At 41.1% G+C, this 20,796-nt stretch carries 21 protein-coding genes and 1 tRNA gene; 8 read left to right on the forward strand and 14 right to left on the reverse strand.

Going from position 1 to position 20,796, the window contains the following annotated elements:
* Positions 1–13 precede the first annotated feature (13 nt).
* Genes BLS32_RS06000 through BLS32_RS06010 form a run of 3 tightly spaced genes read right to left on the reverse strand, consistent with a single transcriptional unit; the run spans position 14 to position 2,182 of the window.
* A complete protein-coding gene (locus BLS32_RS06000; protein WP_091392897.1) occupies positions 14–361 on the reverse strand; it encodes a carboxymuconolactone decarboxylase family protein in 348 nt (115 codons plus the stop codon).
* Positions 354–1,217: a twin-arginine translocase subunit TatC gene (gene tatC / locus BLS32_RS06005; RefSeq protein ID WP_170227537.1), complete on the reverse strand. Its 864-nt coding sequence runs from the start codon at positions 1,215–1,217 to the stop codon at positions 354–356. Before tatC ends, BLS32_RS06000 begins: the two co-directional genes overlap by 8 nt.
* On the reverse strand, positions 1,217–2,182 hold the full coding sequence (locus BLS32_RS06010) for a KpsF/GutQ family sugar-phosphate isomerase (protein WP_170227538.1): 966 nt from the start codon (positions 2,180–2,182) through the stop codon (positions 1,217–1,219). The genes tatC and BLS32_RS06010 overlap by 1 nt, the downstream gene beginning before the upstream one ends.
* A gap of 86 nt (positions 2,183–2,268) precedes the next feature.
* Between BLS32_RS06010 and recQ the strand changes: the two genes are divergently transcribed.
* Positions 2,269–4,464, forward strand: coding sequence for a DNA helicase RecQ (gene recQ / locus BLS32_RS06015; RefSeq protein WP_091392898.1), 2,196 nt, complete (start codon positions 2,269–2,271; stop codon positions 4,462–4,464).
* A gap of 99 nt (positions 4,465–4,563) precedes the next feature.
* Here recQ and BLS32_RS06020 read toward each other — a convergent pair whose 3' ends face one another.
* Complete coding sequence (locus BLS32_RS06020; RefSeq protein ID WP_091392900.1) at positions 4,564–4,806, reverse strand: hypothetical protein; 243 nt, start codon at positions 4,804–4,806, stop codon at positions 4,564–4,566.
* An 86-nt stretch (positions 4,807–4,892) separates the two neighbouring features.
* Between BLS32_RS06020 and BLS32_RS06025 the strand changes: the two genes are divergently transcribed.
* From BLS32_RS06025 to BLS32_RS06055, 7 genes are all read left to right on the forward strand, one after another.
* Positions 4,893–6,440, forward strand: coding sequence for a T9SS type A sorting domain-containing protein (locus BLS32_RS06025; RefSeq protein WP_139171700.1), 1,548 nt, complete (start codon positions 4,893–4,895; stop codon positions 6,438–6,440).
* Positions 6,441–6,538: 98 nt separating this feature from the next.
* On the forward strand, positions 6,539–8,101 hold the full coding sequence (locus BLS32_RS06030) for an NAD(P)/FAD-dependent oxidoreductase (protein ID WP_091392902.1): 1,563 nt from the start codon (positions 6,539–6,541) through the stop codon (positions 8,099–8,101).
* A gap of 83 nt (positions 8,102–8,184) precedes the next feature.
* Complete coding sequence (idi, locus tag BLS32_RS06035) at positions 8,185–8,721, forward strand: isopentenyl-diphosphate Delta-isomerase (RefSeq protein ID WP_091392904.1); 537 nt, start codon at positions 8,185–8,187, stop codon at positions 8,719–8,721.
* Positions 8,722–8,794: 73 nt separating this feature from the next.
* Positions 8,795–9,205, forward strand: coding sequence for a 6-pyruvoyl trahydropterin synthase family protein (locus tag BLS32_RS06040; RefSeq protein WP_091392906.1), 411 nt, complete (start codon positions 8,795–8,797; stop codon positions 9,203–9,205).
* Between the two features lie 73 nt (positions 9,206–9,278).
* Positions 9,279–10,247, forward strand: coding sequence for a type I phosphomannose isomerase catalytic subunit (locus BLS32_RS06045; protein WP_091392907.1), 969 nt, complete (start codon positions 9,279–9,281; stop codon positions 10,245–10,247).
* Between the two features lie 57 nt (positions 10,248–10,304).
* Positions 10,305–10,574 (forward strand): hypothetical protein, encoded by a 270-nt coding sequence (locus BLS32_RS06050; RefSeq protein ID WP_091392909.1) that lies wholly within the window; start codon positions 10,305–10,307, stop codon positions 10,572–10,574.
* Positions 10,575–10,649: 75 nt separating this feature from the next.
* Positions 10,650–10,726 (forward strand) — tRNA-Thr (locus BLS32_RS06055).
* Between the two features lie 113 nt (positions 10,727–10,839).
* On the opposite strand, the gene BLS32_RS06060 is transcribed toward BLS32_RS06055, so the two are convergent.
* From BLS32_RS06060 to BLS32_RS06105, 10 genes are all read right to left on the reverse strand, one after another.
* Entirely contained in the window at positions 10,840–11,559 is a 720-nt protein-coding gene (locus tag BLS32_RS06060) for a DUF4369 domain-containing protein (RefSeq protein ID WP_091392910.1), read from the reverse strand.
* Between the two features lie 106 nt (positions 11,560–11,665).
* Positions 11,666–13,522, reverse strand: coding sequence for a M61 family metallopeptidase (locus tag BLS32_RS06065; RefSeq protein ID WP_091392912.1), 1,857 nt, complete (start codon positions 13,520–13,522; stop codon positions 11,666–11,668).
* Between the two features lie 133 nt (positions 13,523–13,655).
* The gene (locus tag BLS32_RS06070) at positions 13,656–13,934 is read right to left on the reverse strand and encodes a DUF2805 domain-containing protein (RefSeq protein ID WP_091392913.1); all 279 of its coding nucleotides are present in this window, start codon (positions 13,932–13,934) and stop codon (positions 13,656–13,658) included.
* A 97-nt stretch (positions 13,935–14,031) separates the two neighbouring features.
* A complete protein-coding gene (locus BLS32_RS06075) occupies positions 14,032–14,868 on the reverse strand; it encodes a sterol desaturase family protein (protein ID WP_091392915.1) in 837 nt (278 codons plus the stop codon).
* Positions 14,869–15,074: 206 nt separating this feature from the next.
* Entirely contained in the window at positions 15,075–15,794 is a 720-nt protein-coding gene (aqpZ, locus tag BLS32_RS06080) for an aquaporin Z (RefSeq protein WP_091392916.1), read from the reverse strand.
* Positions 15,795–15,815: 21 nt separating this feature from the next.
* Positions 15,816–16,181 (reverse strand): DoxX family protein, encoded by a 366-nt coding sequence (locus BLS32_RS06085; RefSeq protein ID WP_091392918.1) that lies wholly within the window; start codon positions 16,179–16,181, stop codon positions 15,816–15,818.
* Between the two features lie 127 nt (positions 16,182–16,308).
* Positions 16,309–17,661 carry a sensor histidine kinase gene (locus BLS32_RS06090; RefSeq protein ID WP_091392919.1) on the reverse strand — a complete coding sequence of 451 codons (1,353 nt, stop codon included), beginning with the start codon at positions 17,659–17,661 and terminating at the stop codon, positions 16,309–16,311.
* A gap of 45 nt (positions 17,662–17,706) precedes the next feature.
* Positions 17,707–18,624 carry an EamA family transporter gene (locus BLS32_RS06095; RefSeq protein ID WP_091392921.1) on the reverse strand — a complete coding sequence of 306 codons (918 nt, stop codon included), beginning with the start codon at positions 18,622–18,624 and terminating at the stop codon, positions 17,707–17,709.
* A gap of 135 nt (positions 18,625–18,759) precedes the next feature.
* Positions 18,760–20,136 carry a T9SS type A sorting domain-containing protein gene (locus BLS32_RS06100; RefSeq protein WP_170227539.1) on the reverse strand — a complete coding sequence of 459 codons (1,377 nt, stop codon included), beginning with the start codon at positions 20,134–20,136 and terminating at the stop codon, positions 18,760–18,762.
* 187 nt (positions 20,137–20,323) lie between these two features.
* Positions 20,324–20,758 carry a hypothetical protein gene (locus tag BLS32_RS06105; RefSeq protein WP_139171701.1) on the reverse strand — a complete coding sequence of 145 codons (435 nt, stop codon included), beginning with the start codon at positions 20,756–20,758 and terminating at the stop codon, positions 20,324–20,326.
* Between the last annotated feature and the right edge of the window lie 38 nt (positions 20,759–20,796).

Genomic DNA, 20,796 nt, shown 5'->3' on the forward strand with positions numbered 1-20,796 from the left:
GAACCTTTAACAATTATTTCTGTTCTTCCAACGCTTCCCAGAATTCATAGGCCCGGCGCAAATGCGGTACTACGATCGTTCCGCCAACGAGCGTGGCAATTCCGAGCGCTTCCATGACTTCTGCTTTTGTCACGCCTTCTTTGTGGCTGGTTTCAAGATGGTATTTGACGCAATCGTCGCAACGCAAAACCGCCGAAGCCACAAGACCTAACAGTTCTTTTGTTTTCACATCCAAAGCTCCGGCTGCGTAAGCATTCGTATCCAGATTGAAAATCCGTTTGATGATCTTGTTGTTGTCATCAAGCAGTTTTTCGTTCATTTTAGAGCGGTAGTCATTGAATTCTTTTACAATATTACTCATTTGAAGTGGGGTTTGTGTTGGCCAGTTTTTCTTTCAATTCGTCTTTCAACCGCTGTTTGTAAACCCATTTGGAAATGAAAATACTCGCTTCGTAAATGATCAGCATCGGAATGGCGACCAGCAACTGGCTCACAACATCCGGTGGCGTTACAATGGCAGCAACGATCAGGATGATGACAACTGCCCATTTCCAGTATTTTCTTAAAAATGCGGGTGTTACCAATCCTAATTTAGTCAGGAAGAAAATAATGATCGGCAATTCAAAGAACAATCCGCTGGCAATGACCGAGGTTTTGATCATGCTGATGTAAGAATCTAAAGTGAACTGATTTTTAACAACGTCGCTGACTTTAAACGAGGCGAAAAAGTTGACCGACATTGGAATTACGACATAATATCCAAATAAAACGCCTAGAAAAAACAGGAGTGAAGCTATAAAAATGAACAGTTTAGCGTGTTTTCGTTCTTTTGGATACAAAGCCGGACTGATGAAACGCCACAATTCCCATAAAATATAAGGAAAAGCAATGATGAAACCGGCCACGATACAGATCCACACCAGGATATTGACCTGGCCTTCCATATCGGTATTCTGGATGATAAACGGCAATTCGGTGACGCAAATGCTGTCGGCAAAGCCCACATAATTCGACAATTCGCACATTGCAGTATAAGTTACAAAACTCACTCTTGTTGGTCCAAAAATGATCGTGTCAAAAATCCAGTCGCTTATAAAAAAGACAATGGTCGCCGTGATCAAAATTACAATTGTGCTTCTCACGAGTAGCCATCTCACTTCTTCCAGATGGTCTAAAAACGACATTTCGTTGATGCTTTTCTTAATCTTTTTTGCCATTATACTATTCCTTCTTTTAAGATGTCATGCAGGTGGATTACGCCTTTGTAAGTGCCATTTTCTACAACAACGAGTTGCGTGATCGAGAAATCCTCAAGCACGTTCAAAGCATCTACGACCATATCGGTGTATTGGATTACTTTTGGATTTTTGGTCATAATGTCCTTAGCGGATAAATCAGCGAACGAATCCCTGTCGGTCAGCATTCTACGGATGTCACCATCGGTTATTATTCCCAGAATTTTTTCATTTTCGATCACCGCAGTTACGCCGAGGCGCTTTTCAGAAATCTCAAAAATGACTTTTTTGATCGATGCATCGGGTGAAACTTCAGGTTTGTGCGTTTGGTCGAGCATGTCGCCCACGCGCAGCAATAATTTTTTTCCGAGTGCGCCGCCCGGATGGTATTTTGCAAAATCCTCAGGTTTAAAATCGCGCATTTCCATCAGGCATAAAGCCAATGCATCGCCCATGACAAGCTGTGCGGTCGTACTGTTTGTGGGTGCGAGATTGTTCCTGCACGCTTCTGCATCAACAGTTGTATTTAAAATATAATCGGAGTTTTTTGCAAGGAAAGAAGTAATGTTGCCGGTCATCGCGATCAACGTGTTTCCGAAGCGTTTCAGCAACGGAGCCAACGCTTTTATTTCCGGACTATTGCCGCTTTTTGAAATGCAGATCACCACATCGCCGTCCTGAACCATGCCGAGGTCACCGTGAATCGCTTCAGAAGCATGCAAAAACATCGATGGCGTTCCTGTTGAATTCATTGTGGCAACGATCTTTTGTGCGATGATGGCGCTTTTTCCAATTCCGGTAACGATCAGCCTGCCTTGGCATTGGTAGATGATTTCGACCGAATCAGTAAAACCCGAATCGAGAAAATCAACCAGCTTTTTAATGGACTCGCTTTCGGAAAGAATCGCGCTTTTTGCGACAGCAAGTATATTTTCTTTTGTGATCAAAACAAGAATGTATAAAATTTGTGTGTGATAAAGAAAGTTGTATCTTTATGTGATTGCAAAAATATACAAAATACCATTAACAAAGAATGAATTCAAGCGAAATTGACATACATAAAGAACTCAAAAAGTATTTTGGTTTCAACCAGTTCAAAGGACTACAGGAACAGGTCATAAAAAGCATTTTAGCACAAATAAACACATTCGTCATCATGCCTACAGGCGGTGGAAAATCTTTGTGTTACCAGTTGCCGGCACTCATTCAGGGCGGAACTGCGATTGTGGTTTCGCCATTAATTGCACTGATGAAAAACCAGGTCGATGCGATCAGGAGCTTGTCTTCAGAAAACGGCATTGCACACGTTTTAAATTCCTCTTTAACCAAATCTGAAATTACGCAGGTCAAAAAAGACATCACATCCGGGCTGACCAAATTGTTGTATGTTGCCCCGGAATCATTGACTAAAGAAGAATATGTACAGTTTTTGCAAAGCGTGCCGATTTCATTTGTAGCGATAGATGAAGCGCATTGCATTTCAGAATGGGGACATGATTTTCGTCCGGAATACCGCAATTTGCGACATATTATCAAACAACTTGGCAATGTTCCCGTGATCGGATTAACGGCTACGGCAACGCCGAAAGTGCAGGAAGACATTCTTAAAAATCTTGATATGTCGGATGCGAGGACGTTCAAAGCTTCGTTTAACCGTCCGAATTTATTTTACGAAGTACGCACCAAAACCAAAAACATCGAATCGGACATCATCCGTTTCATCAAGCAACACAAAGGCAAATCGGGCATCATTTATTGCCTGAGCCGAAAAAAAGTAGAAGCAATCGCCGAAGTGTTGCAGGTCAACGGAATCAGCGCGGTTCCTTATCATGCCGGACTCGACGCCAAAACACGCGCCAAACATCAGGACATGTTTTTGATGGAAGATGTCGATGTCGTTGTGGCGACGATCGCTTTCGGAATGGGAATCGACAAGCCGGACGTTCGTTTTGTGATTCACCACGACATCCCAAAATCACTCGAAAGTTATTACCAGGAAACCGGGCGTGCCGGACGCGATGGAGGCGAAGGGTATTGTATGGCCTATTATTCTTACAAAGATGTAGAAAAGCTTGAGAAATTCATGTCGGGAAAACCCGTAGCCGAACAGGAAATCGGGTTTGCCTTGCTGCAAGAAGTCGTAGCTTATGCCGAAACCTCGATGTCGCGAAGGAAATTTTTGCTGCATTATTTCGGAGAAGAATTCAGCAGTGAAACCGGCGAAGGTGCCGATATGGATGACAATGTGCGCAATCCGAAAGGCAAAAAAGAAGCCATGGACGAAGTCGTAAAACTGCTCAAAGTAGTGCGCGATACCAAACATTTATACAAATCAAAAGAAATTATTTTTACGCTAATCGGACGCGTTAATGCTGTTATAAAAGCACACCGGACAGATGCGCAGCAATTCTTCGGAAGCGGCGTCGATTTTGAAGAAAGGCATTGGATGGCCTTGATCCGGCAGGTTTTAGTCGAAGGTTTGTTATCAAAAGACATTGAAACCTACGGCATTTTAAAAGTCACAGATAAAGGACTCGATTTTATCAACCATCCAACGAGTTTCATGATGTCGGAAGACCATGAATACAACGAATCTGAAGATGAATCAATCGTAACAGCGGCAAAATCTTCAGGTACTGCCGATGAAGCTTTGATGGGAATGCTTCGGGATTTAAGAAAAAAAGTCGCGAAGAAACTCGGAGTGCCGCCATTTGTCGTTTTTCAGGATCCGTCTTTGGAAGATATGGCGCTTAAATATCCGATAAGCAATGAAGAATTGATCAACATTCATGGCGTTGGAGAAGGAAAAGCCAAAAAATACGGCAAAGATTTTATCGAACTCATCAGCCGTTATGTTGCAGACAATGACATCATCAGGCCAGACGATCTGGTCGTGAAATCTACCGGGGCAAATTCGGCCAACAAACTTTACATTATCCAAAACATCGACAGGAAACTGGCACTGACCGATATCGCTTCTGCGAAAGGTTTGAACATGGAAGCACTCATCAAGGAAATGGAGCAAATCGTTTATTCAGGAACCAAATTGAACATCAAATACTGGGTTGACGACATGCTTGATGACGACCAGCAAGAAGAAATCCACGACTATTTTATGGAATCTGAATCTGATAAAATTGAAGATGCGCTGAAAGAATTCGATGGTGAATATGACATTAGCGAACTGCGCTTGATGCGGATTAAATTCATCAGCGAAGTCGCGAATTAATGAATAATTGACAATGAATAATTGACAATGAATAATTAATAATTAAAATCCCCAAAAGAGATTTTTTTATGCATAAATAAAGTCATTATTAACTGTTAATTATTCATTGTCATAAAGTTCACCCCGATGCGGCTTCAACGCATCACGTACCCCAATCATATTTTCATCGGTCACAACCATGAAAGCAATGGCATGCATGTCGTTCAAGATCTGGAAACCGGTGATGTTTAAAGCGATTTTTTCAATGGTGATGTATTCTTTTAGATGGATTTCGTGATGCTCAGCAGTTTTTAATGCAGCCGGGCCGCGAAAATCCCAAATCAGCTTGATTTTTCTAGACATGTTTTTTTTACAAATATAAATTGCAGCACCGAAGAATTGTCTTTTACCGGATGTTTTTTTTAGTATATTTGGAAAAAATCAAACACATGGAAAACAACTACTTATCTAAAATTATTTCTTTTTGCCCAAAAGCCATTTTACTTGGTTTGCTGGCGTTTTCACCTAAAGGAATCGCACAAAGTTATACTGTAACCCCAATTCCGTTTCAGGTTTATACTGCAGACACACAAGTTCAGGGAACTGCGGACGATCTGTATTCTCCAGTCATCACATTGCCTTTTAATTTCACTTTTTATGGAAATTCGTATAGCCAAATCGTGATCAGCACGAATGGATATATTGACTTCAGGATTGGAATGACCGGGCTAATGTCTGAATGGGACCTCAATGGACTAACCATACCAAGTGCTAATTTCGCAACGAAAAATTCCATTCTTGGCGCGTATCATGACATGTACAATAGTTCACAAGACCCAAATGTAGGTTCGATCACTATGGGGACATTTGGATTTGCACCTTACAGAAGATTTATTGTCATGTTTGACAACAACTCACATTACTCATGCCAGGCGGTGAAAAGCTCGTTTCAAATGATCTTGTATGAAACAACAAATATTATTGATGTGCAACTGATTGACAAACCAATATGTGCAGGATGGGAACAAGGTGCTGCAGTTACTGGAATCATCAACAGTACTGGCACAGAAGCGGTAACGCCGCCTGGTCGCAATACCGGAGCCTGGACCGCTTTCCACGAAGGCTGGAGGTTTCAGGATTTGGAATCGTCAACTGCTTACAATTATACAAAATGCGACGCAAATACGGATGGTTTCGAAATCTTTAACCTGAATGTTGCGCAAAATGACTTATGGCCGGCAAATCCTTCGGGCATTCATTTTTACAGTTCTGAAACAGATGCCGTTTCAGAAACGAATGCTTTGAGTTTAAATTATACCAACACAACCGCTAACGAGCAAACCATTTACACAAACATTGGCGGTCTGGTAAAACAAATTATCTTACGCACTGTTGATTGCGCGAATGATTTTGATGCCGACACAGTCGCTTCCGCAGATGAAGATCTGAACCACGACGGAAATCTTGCCAATGACGACACAGACGGGGACGGAATCCCGAATTTCACCGACAATGACGACGATGGGGATTTGGTGCTGACCAATGTCGAATATGTGTTCCCAAAATCGGGCAATGCAGTTCTGGATACAGACAGTGACGGAATCCCGGATTATCTCGATGCTGATGACGACGGCGACGGCGTGCTTACGATTAACGAAGATTACAACGGAAACCACAATCCAATTGATGACGATACCGACAATAACGGAACGCCGGATTATTTGCAACTTGGCGTAGCACTTGGCACAAACGGATTTAATATCGCGAAAAATTCAATTGCTATTTTCCCAAACCCGGCTTCAGATGTTTTAAACATCGAAAATAAAAGCAGCGAAGCGATTACCAATGTTTCGGTATATTCCATAAATGGCGTTTTGGTGAAAGAGGCTAAAAATGCGATGGATAAAATTTCAGTTTCTGATTTGCAAACCGGAGTTTACTTTGTGAAAATCCAGGCAGGAAACCAAACGTTGAATTACAAGTTCATCAAAAAATAAAAATTATAGATTATTTGTAGAAAAGGTTTGATGAGAGTCAAGCCTTTTTTAATTTCCGCAACTTGATTATTTGTCCTAATTTTGCCAAAAATTGAAACATGCCAAAAGAGCTTCTAATCCAGGTTTCTCCTGAAATCGCTGCAAATAATGCATTGCTAAAAGAACACATCGCAAAGATGATCAGTGTTCCTGTTAGTGAAATTGCACATGTTACGATTTTAAAACGTTCGATCGATGCGCGCCAGAAAGCGATCAAAGTCAACTTAAAAATGCTGATTTTCTTTGAAGGTGAAACAGTTGAAGCGTTAAAAACAGAACTTCCCGACTATAAAAATGTTTCAAACGCTACCGAAGTGATTGTCGTTGGCGCAGGCCCGGCCGGACTTTTTGCAGCTTTACAATTGATTGAACTCGGATTAAAGCCAATAGTGATCGAACGCGGCAAAGATGTACGCGGAAGGCGACGCGACCTGAAAGCGATCAACCTCGAATACATTGTCAACGAAGATTCGAATTATTGTTTTGGCGAAGGCGGCGCAGGAACCTATTCTGACGGAAAATTATACACGCGTTCCAAAAAACGTGGCGATGTCGACAGGATCCTGAATCTTTTCGTAGCTTTTGGCGCTTCACCCGATATCCTGATCGAAGCACATCCTCACATCGGAACAAATAAACTTCCGAAAATCATCGAAGACATTCGTGAAAAAATTATCGAATTTGGAGGAAAGGTGTTGTTTGATAAGCGCTTGACCGACATCATTCTCAAAAATAATGAAGTGCAGGGAATCGTCACCAATACCGGCGAAACGATCACGGCTTCAAAAATTATCCTTGCCACCGGACATTCCGCGCGAGACATTTTCGAATTGCTCGACCGCAAAAAAATCTTTATCGAAGCCAAACCATTCGCACTTGGCGTTCGTGCCGAACATCCGCAGGAACTGATTGATAAAATCCAGTACAGCTGTGATTACCGTGGCGAATATTTGCCGCCCGCCGCTTATTCAATTGTAAAACAAGTCAATGGCCGGGGCATGTATTCGTTTTGCATGTGTCCGGGCGGTGTGATTGCACCTTGTGCAACTAGTCCGGGCGAAGTCGTTACAAATGGCTGGTCGCCGTCAAAACGCGATCAGGCTACAGCCAATTCTGGAATTGTGGTCGAATTAAAACTTGAAGATTTCAAGCCCTTTGCCAAATTTGGCGCATTGGCCGGAATGGAATTCCAGAAAAGCATCGAGCAAAAGTCATGGCATTTAGCCGGACAAACCCAAAAAGTCCCGGCACAAAGGATGGTCGATTTTACACAAAGCAAAACCTCATCAGATATTCCGAAAACTTCTTATGTTCCGGGAACAACGCCTGTAGAAATGGGGCAGGTTTTCCCCGGTTTTTTAACGCAGATCATGCGCGAAGGTTTTTCAGAATTCGGAAAATCGGTCAGGGGTTATTTGACGAATGATGCAATTTTGCATGCTCCGGAATCCAGGACATCGTCGCCAGTGCGGATTCCACGTGATGTCGTCACCTATGAACACGTTCAGATCAAAGGATTGTATCCGTGCGGAGAAGGTGCGGGTTATGCGGGCGGAATTATTTCTGCCGCGATCGATGGCGAGAAATGTGCGTTGAAATGTGCAGAAACTATTAAAAAATAATTTCACATTTTTCTTTCAAACAATTCGAAACGGAACGTTAAACCAATCGGTTTTTAACAACTTTTTCGTATTTTTGGGCAGCTATGAACTTTACTCCAGAAGAAAATGTCATTCTCGTAAATGACCGCGACGAACAAATCGGGCTGATGCCGAAATTAGAAGCCCATGAAAAAGCCTTGCTTCACAGGGCATTTTCTGTTTTTATACTGAATGATCAAAATGAGATCATGCTGCAGCAACGCGCCGCCGGAAAATACCATTCGCCATTGTTGTGGACAAATACTTGCTGCAGCCACCAGCGCGAAGGCGAAGCCAATATTGAAGCCGGTTCGCGCCGTTTATTTGAAGAAATGGGTTTTAAAACCGAACTCAAAGAATTGTTCCATTTCATTTACAAAGCGCCATTTGACAATGGATTGACCGAACACGAATTCGATCATGTTATGATTGGATATTACAATGATGATCCGAAAATAAATACCGAAGAAGCCGAAAGCTGGAAATGGATGGCAATCGAAGATGTAAAGTCCGACATGCAATCCAATCCCGAAATTTATACGGTTTGGTTCAAGATCATTTTCGACGAATTTTACCATTATCTTGAAGACCATAAATTATAGAGTCGAAAGTCGAAAGTCAAATGTCTGAAGCCGAAGTGAAATTGTAAATCCAACATCGTAAATCAAAAATCAGATGAAAGTGACTGTAAGCAGGAAAGCCCATTTTAATGCCGCGCACCGTCTGCACCGCAAAGACTGGTCATTCGAGAAAAATGATGCGGTTTTTGGGAAATGCAACAATGCCAATTTTCATGGACACAATTATGAATTGACCGTTAGCGTGACCGGCGAAATCGATCCGGAAACGGGTTATGTTATGGATATTAAAGAATTGGCCGACCTGATTCTTGAAGAAGTTGAAAAACCATTTGATCACAAAAACCTCAATCTTGATGTTCCCGAATTTGCAGACTTAAATCCGACAGCGGAAAATATAGTAGTTGTCATCTGGAATAAAATCCGAAGTAAAATCAATCCCGATTTCGATCTGGAAATTGTTTTATATGAAACGCCGCGAAATTTCGTGACCTATAGCGGAAAGTAAAAAATACTGCAAACAATTGCAGAAATCGTATCACAAAACAATTGTCCAAAATCCTGAAATTTGTCAAAAAAATATGAGCACAACACTTTATCCTTTTCAATTTGAGCCGATCCTGAAAGACAGGATCTGGGGCGGAGAAAAATTAAAAACCTTTTTAAACAAGCCGATCACTTCTAAAATTACAGGGGAAAGCTGGGAATTGTCTGATGTTGAAGGCGATGTCAGCGTCATTGCTAATGGCTATTTAAAAGGAAAATCACTTGCGGATATCATCAATGAATTTCCGGACGAATTGCTCGGGACAAAAATTCATAATGATTTTGGCAAGAAATTTCCGTTGTTGTTCAAATACCTTGATGCGCGCGAAGACTTGTCGATTCAGGTGCATCCGAACGACGAACTCGCAAAAAAACGCCACAATTCCTTCGGGAAAACTGAAATGTGGTATGTGATGCAGGCCGATGAAAATGCACGTATCATTGTTGGATTTAAAGAAAAATCGAGCCCCGAGGAATATCTGAAAAGCATTAAAGAGAAAAATATACTGTCAATTTTGAATTCGGTAGCAACAAAGCAGGGCGACGTGTTTTTTCTGCCAACAGGAACGGTTCACGCGATCGGCGCAGGACTTGTGATTGCAGAAATTCAGCAGACTTCTGACATTACGTATCGAATCTATGATTTTGACCGAAAAGACGCGAATGGAAATACCCGCGAATTGCATACCGATCTGGCAGTGGAAGCGATCAATTACAATACGACCGACACGCAAAAACAATATTCCAAAACACAGAACCAGCCGAATGTTATGGTTGATTGCCCGTATTTTACGACAAGTTTTATTCCGCTTGACGGAAAATCGGAAGTTGTAAAAGACGGCAATTGCTTTACGGTTTACATGTGTGTCGATGGAAATTTTTCGATTGAAAGCGACGGTGAAACATTCGACTATAAAAAAGGCGATACGGTTTTAATGCCAGCCGCTTTAAAAGCATTCGCGCTGAGCGGAAAAGCTTCTGTTTTAGAAATTTACATTTCATAGTCATATATAAGAAGAATATGTGTACTTTTGCACCTGATTTTAAAAATTAAAAATAAAATGGCAAACGTTAAGAATTTAAAGAAAGACATCAACTACGTATTGGGTGATATTATTGAAGCAGTATATTTATTTGAAATGTCAACTTCAGGAAAACCAACAGACGAAACCAATGCATTGATCGACGAAGCGATTGGTACATTTGATGCTTTAATCACTAAAGTGAACGCTAAAAACGTAGAGAACAAAAAAGCGCATTTCAAACAAATCAATGTAGAATTAGAACAAGCTGCAAATCAACTTGTTGCTAAAATCAACGATTTGCAATAAAAAAAAGCAATAAAAAAGTGTGATTTTATTTTGGAAATTTAAAATTCACTTCTATATTTGCACCCGTAATGAGACGCCGGTGTAGCTCAGTTGGCTAGAGCAGCTGATTTGTAATCAGCAGGTCGTGGGTTCGAGTCCCTCTATCGGCTCCAAAGAAAACCATCACATTTAGTTGTGGTGGTTTTTTGTTTTTGGAAATATTTTCAAACTTGGAAATTTTCAAATCTAATTATAAAAAAGCCGCTGACAAATTCAGCGGCTTTTTTTATTTTGCGGTTTCCTGTTTCTTCCGATCGTTGTAAAACTTGATCAGTTTTTTTCCATACATCGACTGGGCAACTTTTGGTGTCATCGATTTCTGGATCGTATCAATGTATTTAAGATTGATATCGGGAATTTCTGTTAACGCTACGTAAGGCGATACTTCAAGGTCTTTGTTATTTAATGCAAAATTCGTCGCATACAGGTAACGTCTTTTCAAAATTTGCGCCTGCGCCTCTGAAATGCTGTCAATCGTTTTAATGTTGTTTGTTTTGAATGCGCGAAACCTGGCTTCGATCAAACTGAGGTTTTGGTCATTAAAACGTGCCGCTACTTTTTTGTATTCGCCGTATTTCTCTTGATTTTTAGAGCCTGAAATTTTTGAATCGGAGGTGAAATAGTCTAGGCTGGTGTCGATATTGATGTTTCCGGCTTCAGCAAAAAACGGCAAATTGTTGTCGAGCGAATTCGTCACACCGCGATCGAGGAACAAATAATACATTTCCGGGGATTTGATGTCAAGTTCGGCAGCAAAATGCGAATCGCCGTCAATTTTGATCGTGTCGATGGCAACCAGGCTCGTATCGACAATTTTCTGGATGTATAAAGTTCCTTTTTTCAGGCCTTTGATATTTCCGGTAATGTGAAGGTTTTTACCGGAGTCTTTTTGGCTGCAGCCAATGATTAGAAGCGACGCGAATAGTGCAGCAATCGAATATTTCATGAATTTTTGTTTTAACGATGTTCCGTTCGGCCACTTTGGCGCCGGGTTCGCAAAATAATAAAAAAATCCCCAATCTGCAGTACAAATCGGGGATTGATTTTTGGAATTATCCTTTCAGCCAGGCTTCTTTGAGTTTTGTTTTGCTGCTGTCTGTCGCCTTGAACGTTTCGGCATCGTCATAAGGCAATTTGACTTTTCCTTTGAGTGTCATGTCTTTGCCATCGCGTTTGATCTTGACTTCGATCGGATCATTTTCTTTCCATTTCTCGCTGCTCATGATCATGTCGTAAATGTTGTCAAGATTGTAATCTTTTCCGTTTACGCCTGCAATGATATCACCGCCTTTCATTCCAACTGCGGCATAAAAATCAGGCAAAATCGCATCAGGAAACAAAATGATTTCTTTGGTATTCGGATTGACTGTGATGTATGGTTTTTGTCCTTTGATGAAAACATTGCCCGGGGTTTTCGTCGCTACTTTGGTCACGCCCACTTTTGCAAGGAATGTTTCGTATGGTATTGGCGTTGGCCCAGCCACATAAGTATTTAAGAATTCGCCCACTTCAGGATAGGTCAGTTCAGTGATTTTTGCAAACAATTCGTTGTCGTTGAACGCTTTATTGACACCATAAAAGCTTGACAGTTTTTGCATCAAATCTAAAATTCCTCTTTCACCGTTGCTTTTCTCACGGATGATGATATCGATGCACATTCCAATGAGTGCGCCTTTTTCATAAACATTTAAATATTGGTCTTTGTAAGGTTTTACCAACACATTGGCACTCATTTTTGTAAATGGCATCGTGTCGTCGAGGTTTTTGGAATTAGCGATTTTTCCGGCCATTCTCGTATAAAAATCATCTTCAGAAATTAAGCCTTGATTGATTTGGAACAGGTTTGCAAAATATTCGGTTACGCCTTCATACATCCACAAATGCTCTGACATTTTTGGCGCTGCATAATCAAAATCCTGAATTTCTTTCGAATGAATCGTCAATGGCGTGACAATGTGAAAGAATTCATGAGAAACGACATCTTTCAATTGTTCGGCCAGTTGGTCTTTCGGCATCGCTTCAGGCATCACAACAGTCGTAGCCGTTGGATGTTCTAAAGCACCAAAACCTTGTGCGTCTTTCGTATTGACATCTGATAAATAAATCAGGACGCTGTATTTTTTTGTAGCATTGAATTTTCCAAGGAAATTTTTCTGCGCCGTCATCATGGTTTTCATTTCCGGAGTGATGCTTTCTGCCGTGATCAAACCGTTTGGAGAATACACTGCGATGAGGATTTCCATGCCGCTGATGTTGAATGTCGTATAATCAGGTTTGGCATACATGATCGGGTTTTCGACCAATTCGGCATAACGCGAAACGGTGAAACTGTCTTTTGTCGCGCTTGCATCGGTATCGGTCATTGATGTTGCGCCCCAAAGTGTTGCAGGATGATCGATCGTTAAAGTATAAGGCTCGGTGATTTTTCCATCAAAATAACCAACAAATCCATGTGTATTAATCATGAAATTCTTGCCTTCGAGGATATTTGTACCGGCTGGTGAAAAAACAGATTTGCTGCCAAATTCATGTCCGGGTTCTTCTGTATCGTAGGTGTCATTGACCCAATAAGTAATTTTGGCAAGTTTTTTTGCGTCTTTAATGGTCCATGAATTGTCGTCCATTTTGGCCACTGACAGCGGTTTTCCTTTGGCATCGAATGCTTTGAGGTTGTCGATGTATTTTCCGTAATCGTCTTCAGAATAAGTTCCTGGAACTGTTTTGGGAATGTGGTAAGTGATTTCAGAGGCTGTTACTTTTGTCGGCGTGACCGTAACCATCACTTTATCGTCTTTGACATTGTTGAGGTCAATGTCTACTTTCATGTCACTGCTGTTTTTTGATTGTGCATTTGCATTTATACTGAACAAAGCAGTGGCTAATGCCAATGACAGGACTAATTTTTTCATTTATTTCTGTTTTTTTAAGGAATAAGTACGCGAATGTATAAAATAGTTACAGCGTGTTAAATGTTTTTAGTACGGACTTAACATTAAACATTTCCGGCCATAAAAAAACTCCTGCTTGAACAGGAGTTTGTATTTAATCGATTTTATTTTTGATGTAATATTTGCCGTCAAGATCTTCGTCAAAATCGTCAATTTTTGGTGGTTTAGGCTTTGGTTTGCTTGCCATCGCTTTTTTCTTCCACAGTTCAAATTTGTCTGCGGCGAGCCTTTTTTTCATAATTTCGAGAATTTCTTTTTCGGCAAAGCCAAATTCCTTTTTTATGATTTCAAACGGATTCCGTTCTTCAAGTGCCAGCGTTACGAGCCTCTCATTTTGTTCCCAGGTCAATTCTATGCGTTTACTCTTTTTCATCAATCGAAATTAATTCAGACAAATACGTATTGCGGTTAAAACTCCGAATCAATATTAAGAAAAAAAATAATCACTTTTTCAGCTGTCGCGAATTTTTTTACCGATTTTTATTTTCGGATGCCGAACGGTAATTTTGAAACGGGATTTTAAGCAGGTTTTTAAGATTATTGTGCGCTTCGGGCTTGTGATGCGTGTCTACGCCGTAAACAATTTTGTCGCGTTCCAATATCGAAAATGTCCCGAAAAGTCGGTCCCAAACCGAAAAAATATTCCCGTAATTGCTGTCGGTGTAAGGCAAAACATAGTGGTGGTGGACTTTATGCATGTCAGGCGAAACGATCACGTAACTTAAAATCCGATCGATATTTTTCGGAAGTGAAATATTCGCGTGGTTGAATTGCGAAAAGATGACAGACAACGACTGGTACAAAAAAACCAGCCACATCGGCACACCGATAACTAAAACCGCCAAAGTTGTAAATACAAACCGGATGACACTTTCACCTGGATGGTGGCGGTTTGCAGAAGTGGTATCGATCCAGGTATCGGTATGGTGAATCAGGTGAAAACGCCACATCCAATGGGTTTTGTGCTGCGCCCAATGGGCAAGATAGGCGCCGATCAGATCCATCAGCAGCAATCCGATAAGGGTAAAAATCCAGATATTCATTTCAGGAAGCCATTGCAGGATTCCGAAATGGTTTTTGGTCACCCAATGTGCAGCCATGAGCAAAATGAACGCCATGACAAAATTCACGATGATCGTAGTCAATGTGAAAAAGATATTGATTCCGGCGTGGTTCCATTTTTTATAATTGAGCTTGAACAATGGATTGATACTTTCCAAAAGCCAGAAAAAAGCGATGCCGCCAGCCAAGATCAATCCGCGATGTAAAGACGGAATCGTCGAAAAATAAGCAATGATGTCATTCATTTTCAAAAAGATTTACACCCAAATTTACTAAAAGGCAATTGATAATGGACAATTGATAATGTAAAGTATGTGCCCCGTCCGGAGCATGGAGCATCTTCCAAATTTAATAAACACAAGGCTCCAGTTATTGAAGCTTTCTAAGTGATGACAATCAAAATAATTATCAATTGTTCATTATCAATTATCCATTATTAAGCAATCAATGATTATTCTTTCCTGTCTTCCGGTTCGAATTCTGTTTTTCTCAATAGGTGTTTGTAGACCAAACCTCCTGCAATGGCACCAAGGATTGGAGCAGCGATAAAAAGCCACAATTGCTGCAATGCCCAGCCTTGAACGAAAACGGCCTGGCTGATGCTTCGGGCAGGATTTACCGAGGTGTTGGTTACGGGAATACTGATCAAATGAATTAATGCCAATGCCAATCCGATTGCAATTCCTGCAAAACCCTCACGTGCGCGGTCTTTTTCGGTTGCCCCGAAGATAATGATCAGGAACATGAACGTCATAACGAATTCGGTTACAAACGACGACATCATATCATAACCGCCAGGAGAATGTTCGCCAAAACCGTTGGCTGCAAAATTCCCGATGCCGCTGCCGTTTCCTGTTGCGATGACATATAAAACGCCGGCTCCGGCAATTCCGCCAAGGATTTGTGAGATGACGTATGGCAAGACCGTAGAGGCTTCAACACGTCCACCAGCCCACAATCCGATGGTTACTGCCGGATTTAAATGCGCTCCTGAAATTCGTCCCAAAGCATAAGCAATGGTTAAAACGGTAAGTCCGAAAGCGAGTGAAACGCCTACCAGGCCGATTCCGATGAAAGGCTCCGAAGTGAAGTTGGCCGCCAAAACAGCGCTTCCGCAACCGCCTAAAACCAACCAGAATGTTCCAATAAATTCTGCTGCAAATTTCTTCATAATGTTTGTGTTTATTGATAATTATTTAATGAAATTCGAATATTGATAAGCCCAGATGATCAATACGATTTGTAATGGAAGCCGTAACAAGAGTGCCCATTTTGGCATTCCGAGCGCTGCTTTTTCGTTCATATACATAAACAAATTGGCAGGAAAAATGGCAATCAGCAGCGCAATGATCCCAACGGCAGCGTAGGGTGAAGCCGCAGGAATGCAAAGCAGTATGCCGAGAATGATCTCTAAGGCACCACTAATGATGTTCAATAATTTTGGGTTTGGAAAAAATTCTGGAATCATTCGCATATACAGCCTCGGCTTCCGGAAATGGTTCATTCCAGCAAGAATATAGCCCAGAGCCATTACATATAAGTGCCATGGAAATGTCATACTTTTTGCTTTATTTCAAGTACTTTTAGCACTATGGTTTAAGCTAATGTAGGATTTTTTTCTGTAAGATGTTAAAATGATGCCAAAAAACAGGCGCGAAATTGCATTTTTACTATTTCATGACGGTTTAATTTCCGAACATTACAGTGAAATGCGTTCCTTTTCCTACTTCACTTTGCACAGAAATTTTCCCTTTCATCGTTTCGATTTGTGCTTTGGTCATGAACAGGCCAATGCCCTTTGCTTCCGGATGGTTGTGGAAAACCTGGTTCATTCCAAACAGTTTGTGGCCGTTTTTAATAAGGTCGATTCCGAGTCCGTTGTCAATGACGTGAAGGTAAACATGGTTGTTCTTAAATTCGGTCGAGACATGAATTTCGGGTGTTCTTGAAGGGTTTCGGTATTTTAAAGCATTGCTGATCAGGTTGTGGAACACGCTTTCCAGATAAATCGGGGAATATAAAATCTGGCTGGCATTTGTAAAATCAGAAGTGATTTTCGCATCCGATTTCAATATTTCACCTTGTAAAGTTTCAACAGTTTTTGTAAAAACATTTTCGAATGTGATGGTTTCCTTTTCGATGGATTTGTTCTTTCTGATGTGCAGCACTTCCATCAACTGGTTCAAAGATTCGTTGAGGTTGTATGCTACTTTCCTGAGCATGTCAAAAATCATTTTGTATTCATCGATCGTGCTGTCTTCATAGATTGCCGCGACCAGAGAAGTAATGTTTGCTGCAGGCGACCTCAGGTTGTGCGAGGTCATGTTTGCAAAATCATTCAATTGCTGGTTTTGCATGGTAAGCTCATCCATCAAATTTTCCTGAATGATCTGGTCAAGCATCAGCCTTTTCGCATTTTGCCTGATCTTGACATAAGCAAAGAAAACGATCAGGAAAGTAATGATCGTAAAAAGCGAAAAGTTTCGGTTTCTGGCTTTTACGTTTTCTTCTGTTTCGTTGAGGTTTTCAGACAATATTTTTACAGCATTGTTTTGATAATTGGCAACGATGACACGGATGGAATCCATGATTTCTTTTCCGCGGCCGGTTTTGACAATTTCTGCGGCGCGTTCCATACCGAACTCTTTTCGGGTTTTGATCGTTAATGCGCTGATTTTTTTCTTGGAATCAATAAGCTGTTGTAACGTGTCGAGTTTCAGGATTTGAAGCGTGTCACTTTTAGTCATAGACTCTAATGAATCAATCCACTCTTTGATGTTGGTTTGCCCGCTTTGGTATACTTCAAGATAGTTGTCATCTCCCGTGATGGTAAAACCACGGGTTCCGGTTTCAATATCAATGGCGCTTGACAATACTTTTTCGAGTATGCTGTTGATGTTGCTCGTGCGGTTGACGATAATCCGGTTTTTCTTGACCTGCTGCGCGCGGTTGTAAGTGGAATACACCAATATGGAGAACGCAATCATAATTACAAAAAATGTAATGTCGATCACATTTTTAAGTGAAAATCTCTTCATCTTTTTTGTGGTATTTGAGAGTCAGATGTACCGAATATACGCAAATTATTTGCTTTTAGGCTTAAAATTAACGTTCATGATCACAATCGCAAACAAGATCAATGCAATGCCAAACCATTGGAGTCCGATGACTTCTTCATTCAGTAAAAAATACGCCATTGTTACCGATACAGGCAATTCTAACGAAGAAACAATACTGCCAAGTCCGATTCCAGTATGCGGAAAACCAGCATTAAGCAACATCGGCGGAATCACGGTTCCAAACAAGGCTAATAAAATTCCCCATTTGTAAAAGATATCATAGTTGATTGGAGTTGAAATCGTTACGCAGGCAAAAATGAAAACAATCACAGCGCCGCCCAAAAGCATGTACAAACTGCGTTGTGCCGACGAAATGTGTACCGCTACGCGATTCGCAGTAAACATTGTTGTCGTAAATGAAGCGGCAGCCAAAAGGCCGAGTACGATGCCGCGCCAGTCAAGTTCATTGTTGTTGTGAATCAGGTTTGTTGCCAATGCAGTACCCAAAAGAACAATCGCTACGGCAACGATCTTTACAGGAGAAGGGATTTTCTTTTCGAGAAACATTTCGAGCAATACGCCCATCCAGACGGTTTGCATGAGCAATACGATCCCGATAGAAACCGGAATGTACTTTACGGCGAGGTAATAAAAAATGCTCGTGAGCCCTGTTGAAGTTCCGGCGACCATCAATTGTGTAATGTCGCGGCGGTTGGCTTTGACGGCAGTTCCGTTATTTCGGATTTTCTGAAACCAATTGATGATGAGAATGGCTATAATCCCCAGGATGAACTGTGAAGAAATCACTTCAGCAGGTGTAAAAGGATTTCCGGTAATTCCGGTATCTGAATAGGCAAGTTTTACAAATGTCGCGAGCATTCCGTAGCTCGTTGCGCCTAGGCTTACAAGAAATACCCCTTTAATAAGATTGTTGTTTGTCATTTTTGAATTTTAAAAAGCGGGCAAATATAGCATTTCAACAGGAATATTCAGCTACAAATCAAAATACTAAAAAATGCAGGAAATAAAAAGGCCCGAAAAACAAAGTCTCCGGGCCTTTTCAACAAAAAACGTATATTATTGTTTTACAAACTTAGATTGAAAAGAACTGCTGCCTGAAAAAGCCTGAAAAATATAAATCCCTGCCGGCAATTCCTGCAAATTTACCGCCGAGACACTGCCGTCATGTTCTGTTACTTTCTTTCCGGTCATATCAGTAATCGTATAAAAATCGATCGGGGTTTTCTCGCTGTTGTCAATAAATAAAATGTCATTTACCGGATTTGGATAAAGCTGTAATGAAATTTTGGCTCCAGAAAATCGTTGCGCCATAAGTTGGCAATTGCTGCTGATTGCAACAGGAGTGGTTTTGTCGTTTCGTGTGCCATCGCCTAATTGTCCATAACTATTGTCTCCCCATGCCCATAACGCATTGTTGCTGTCAATTGCAATTGTGAACTCACGGCGTCCCGAAACTGATTTCCAGCTTTTATCAGGTTCTATTAAAACAGGCGAATTTTTATTGATTGTTGTTCCGTCACCCAATTGCCCAATATCGTTTTTTCCCCATACCCACAATTGTCCATTTTCTTTGATACCTCTTGTAATCGATGTGCTGGTGACTGCTTGTACCCAATCACTGTCAGAGCCAATCCTAACCGGCACACGCACATTACTGCTTGAACCGTTGCCAACAGTGCCATAAGCATTGAATCCCCATCCCCAGATGGTGCCGTCGGTTTTGATGTTCATGCTTGTAAACCCGCCCGAAGAAGTGGTGCCGTAATCAAATACATTAGCACCGATTTGCGCCGGGATTTCCTGGAACTGAAGAATCACAGCGCCAAGCGAACCTTCTACGTTTGCGCCCCAAGACCAAATGCTGTGGTCTGTTTTTATAGCAGTGGCCGAAAGCGTGCTTGCCGATACCATCTGCCAATCAGTATCTTCTCCAACATGTGTTGGAAATGTTACGCTTTCTGTATTTCCGGTCCCCAGTTCATAGTGGTCATTCCATCCCCAACTCCACAATGAGCCATCTTCTTTTAGCGCCAATGTAAAAATAGAGCCTGCAGAAACATATTTCCAGTCGGTATCCGTTCCGATTTGTTTTGGAAGATTGCTGCTGATGTAAGTGCTGTCTCCTAATTGGCCATAAGTATTTTCTCCCCAGGCCCAAAGGGTGCCGTCATTTTTAATGGCCATCGTATGCTCATTTCCGGCAGAGATCATCAGCCAGTTTTTATTGCTGCCAATTTGTGCGGGTGTTGTTTTATCTTCAAAAGTTCCGTCGCCCAATTGGCCCGATACATTTTTTCCCCATGCCCAAAGTGAGCCGTCAGACTTTAGCGCAACGGCATGATAACCGCCACCTGAAACCTGTGACCAGCATTGTGCGTAAACCGGGCGAATAGTAGCAAATACGAGGCTTAGAAAAAGAAAATATCTTTTCATTATCAAAATATGGGGGTATAAATTGTGGTATGAGGGCGCTAAAATAGGGAAAAACATTCTAAGTTGTATTTTTACTGATGATTTTTATGCCAAAACTGTTATTTTGTTATGAAATAAAACGATGTGGTAATTTTTAAAAGAATATATGTTAAAAGCAAATAAAAAAGCAGCTCTGAAGCTGCCTTGTTTATTCTGTAATTCCTTTGATCGGTATGGGGAATATAAAACCCTGTAACACATTGTTGTGTGCATTGGAAACGTGTTCTTTAAAAGTACGCATGCTTTCATGCATGGATTTTGTATAACTGTAACCCAATTTCAGCAAAATATCCTCCAGCTTTTTTAGTTCATTAACAATAGCCGCTTCTTTTTCTTCTTTATTTTCAGGAAGCTGGCTGATCAGTTCTTCCATATTTTTCTCAAATACTTTTTCGGCTTCTTTGTAGAAAGTGGAGAGTTTTTCATCACTTTTATAACTTCGAATGTGCGTTAAGTCGATTGCCGCTTCTTTTTCAGCATCATCAACTTTGCCGTCGGCGTTTGAAGCTAAAATGGTAATGTATGCCGGAAATTTTAATAAAGTTTGCTGCTCTTCCAGACTAAGATTGTTGAATAATTCCATGAATGATTGATTTCTGTTAGGATTATAAAGGTAGCATT

Source organism: Flavobacterium noncentrifugens (genome assembly GCF_900100375.1).
In the GTDB taxonomy this organism is placed as follows: domain Bacteria; phylum Bacteroidota; class Bacteroidia; order Flavobacteriales; family Flavobacteriaceae; genus Flavobacterium; species Flavobacterium noncentrifugens.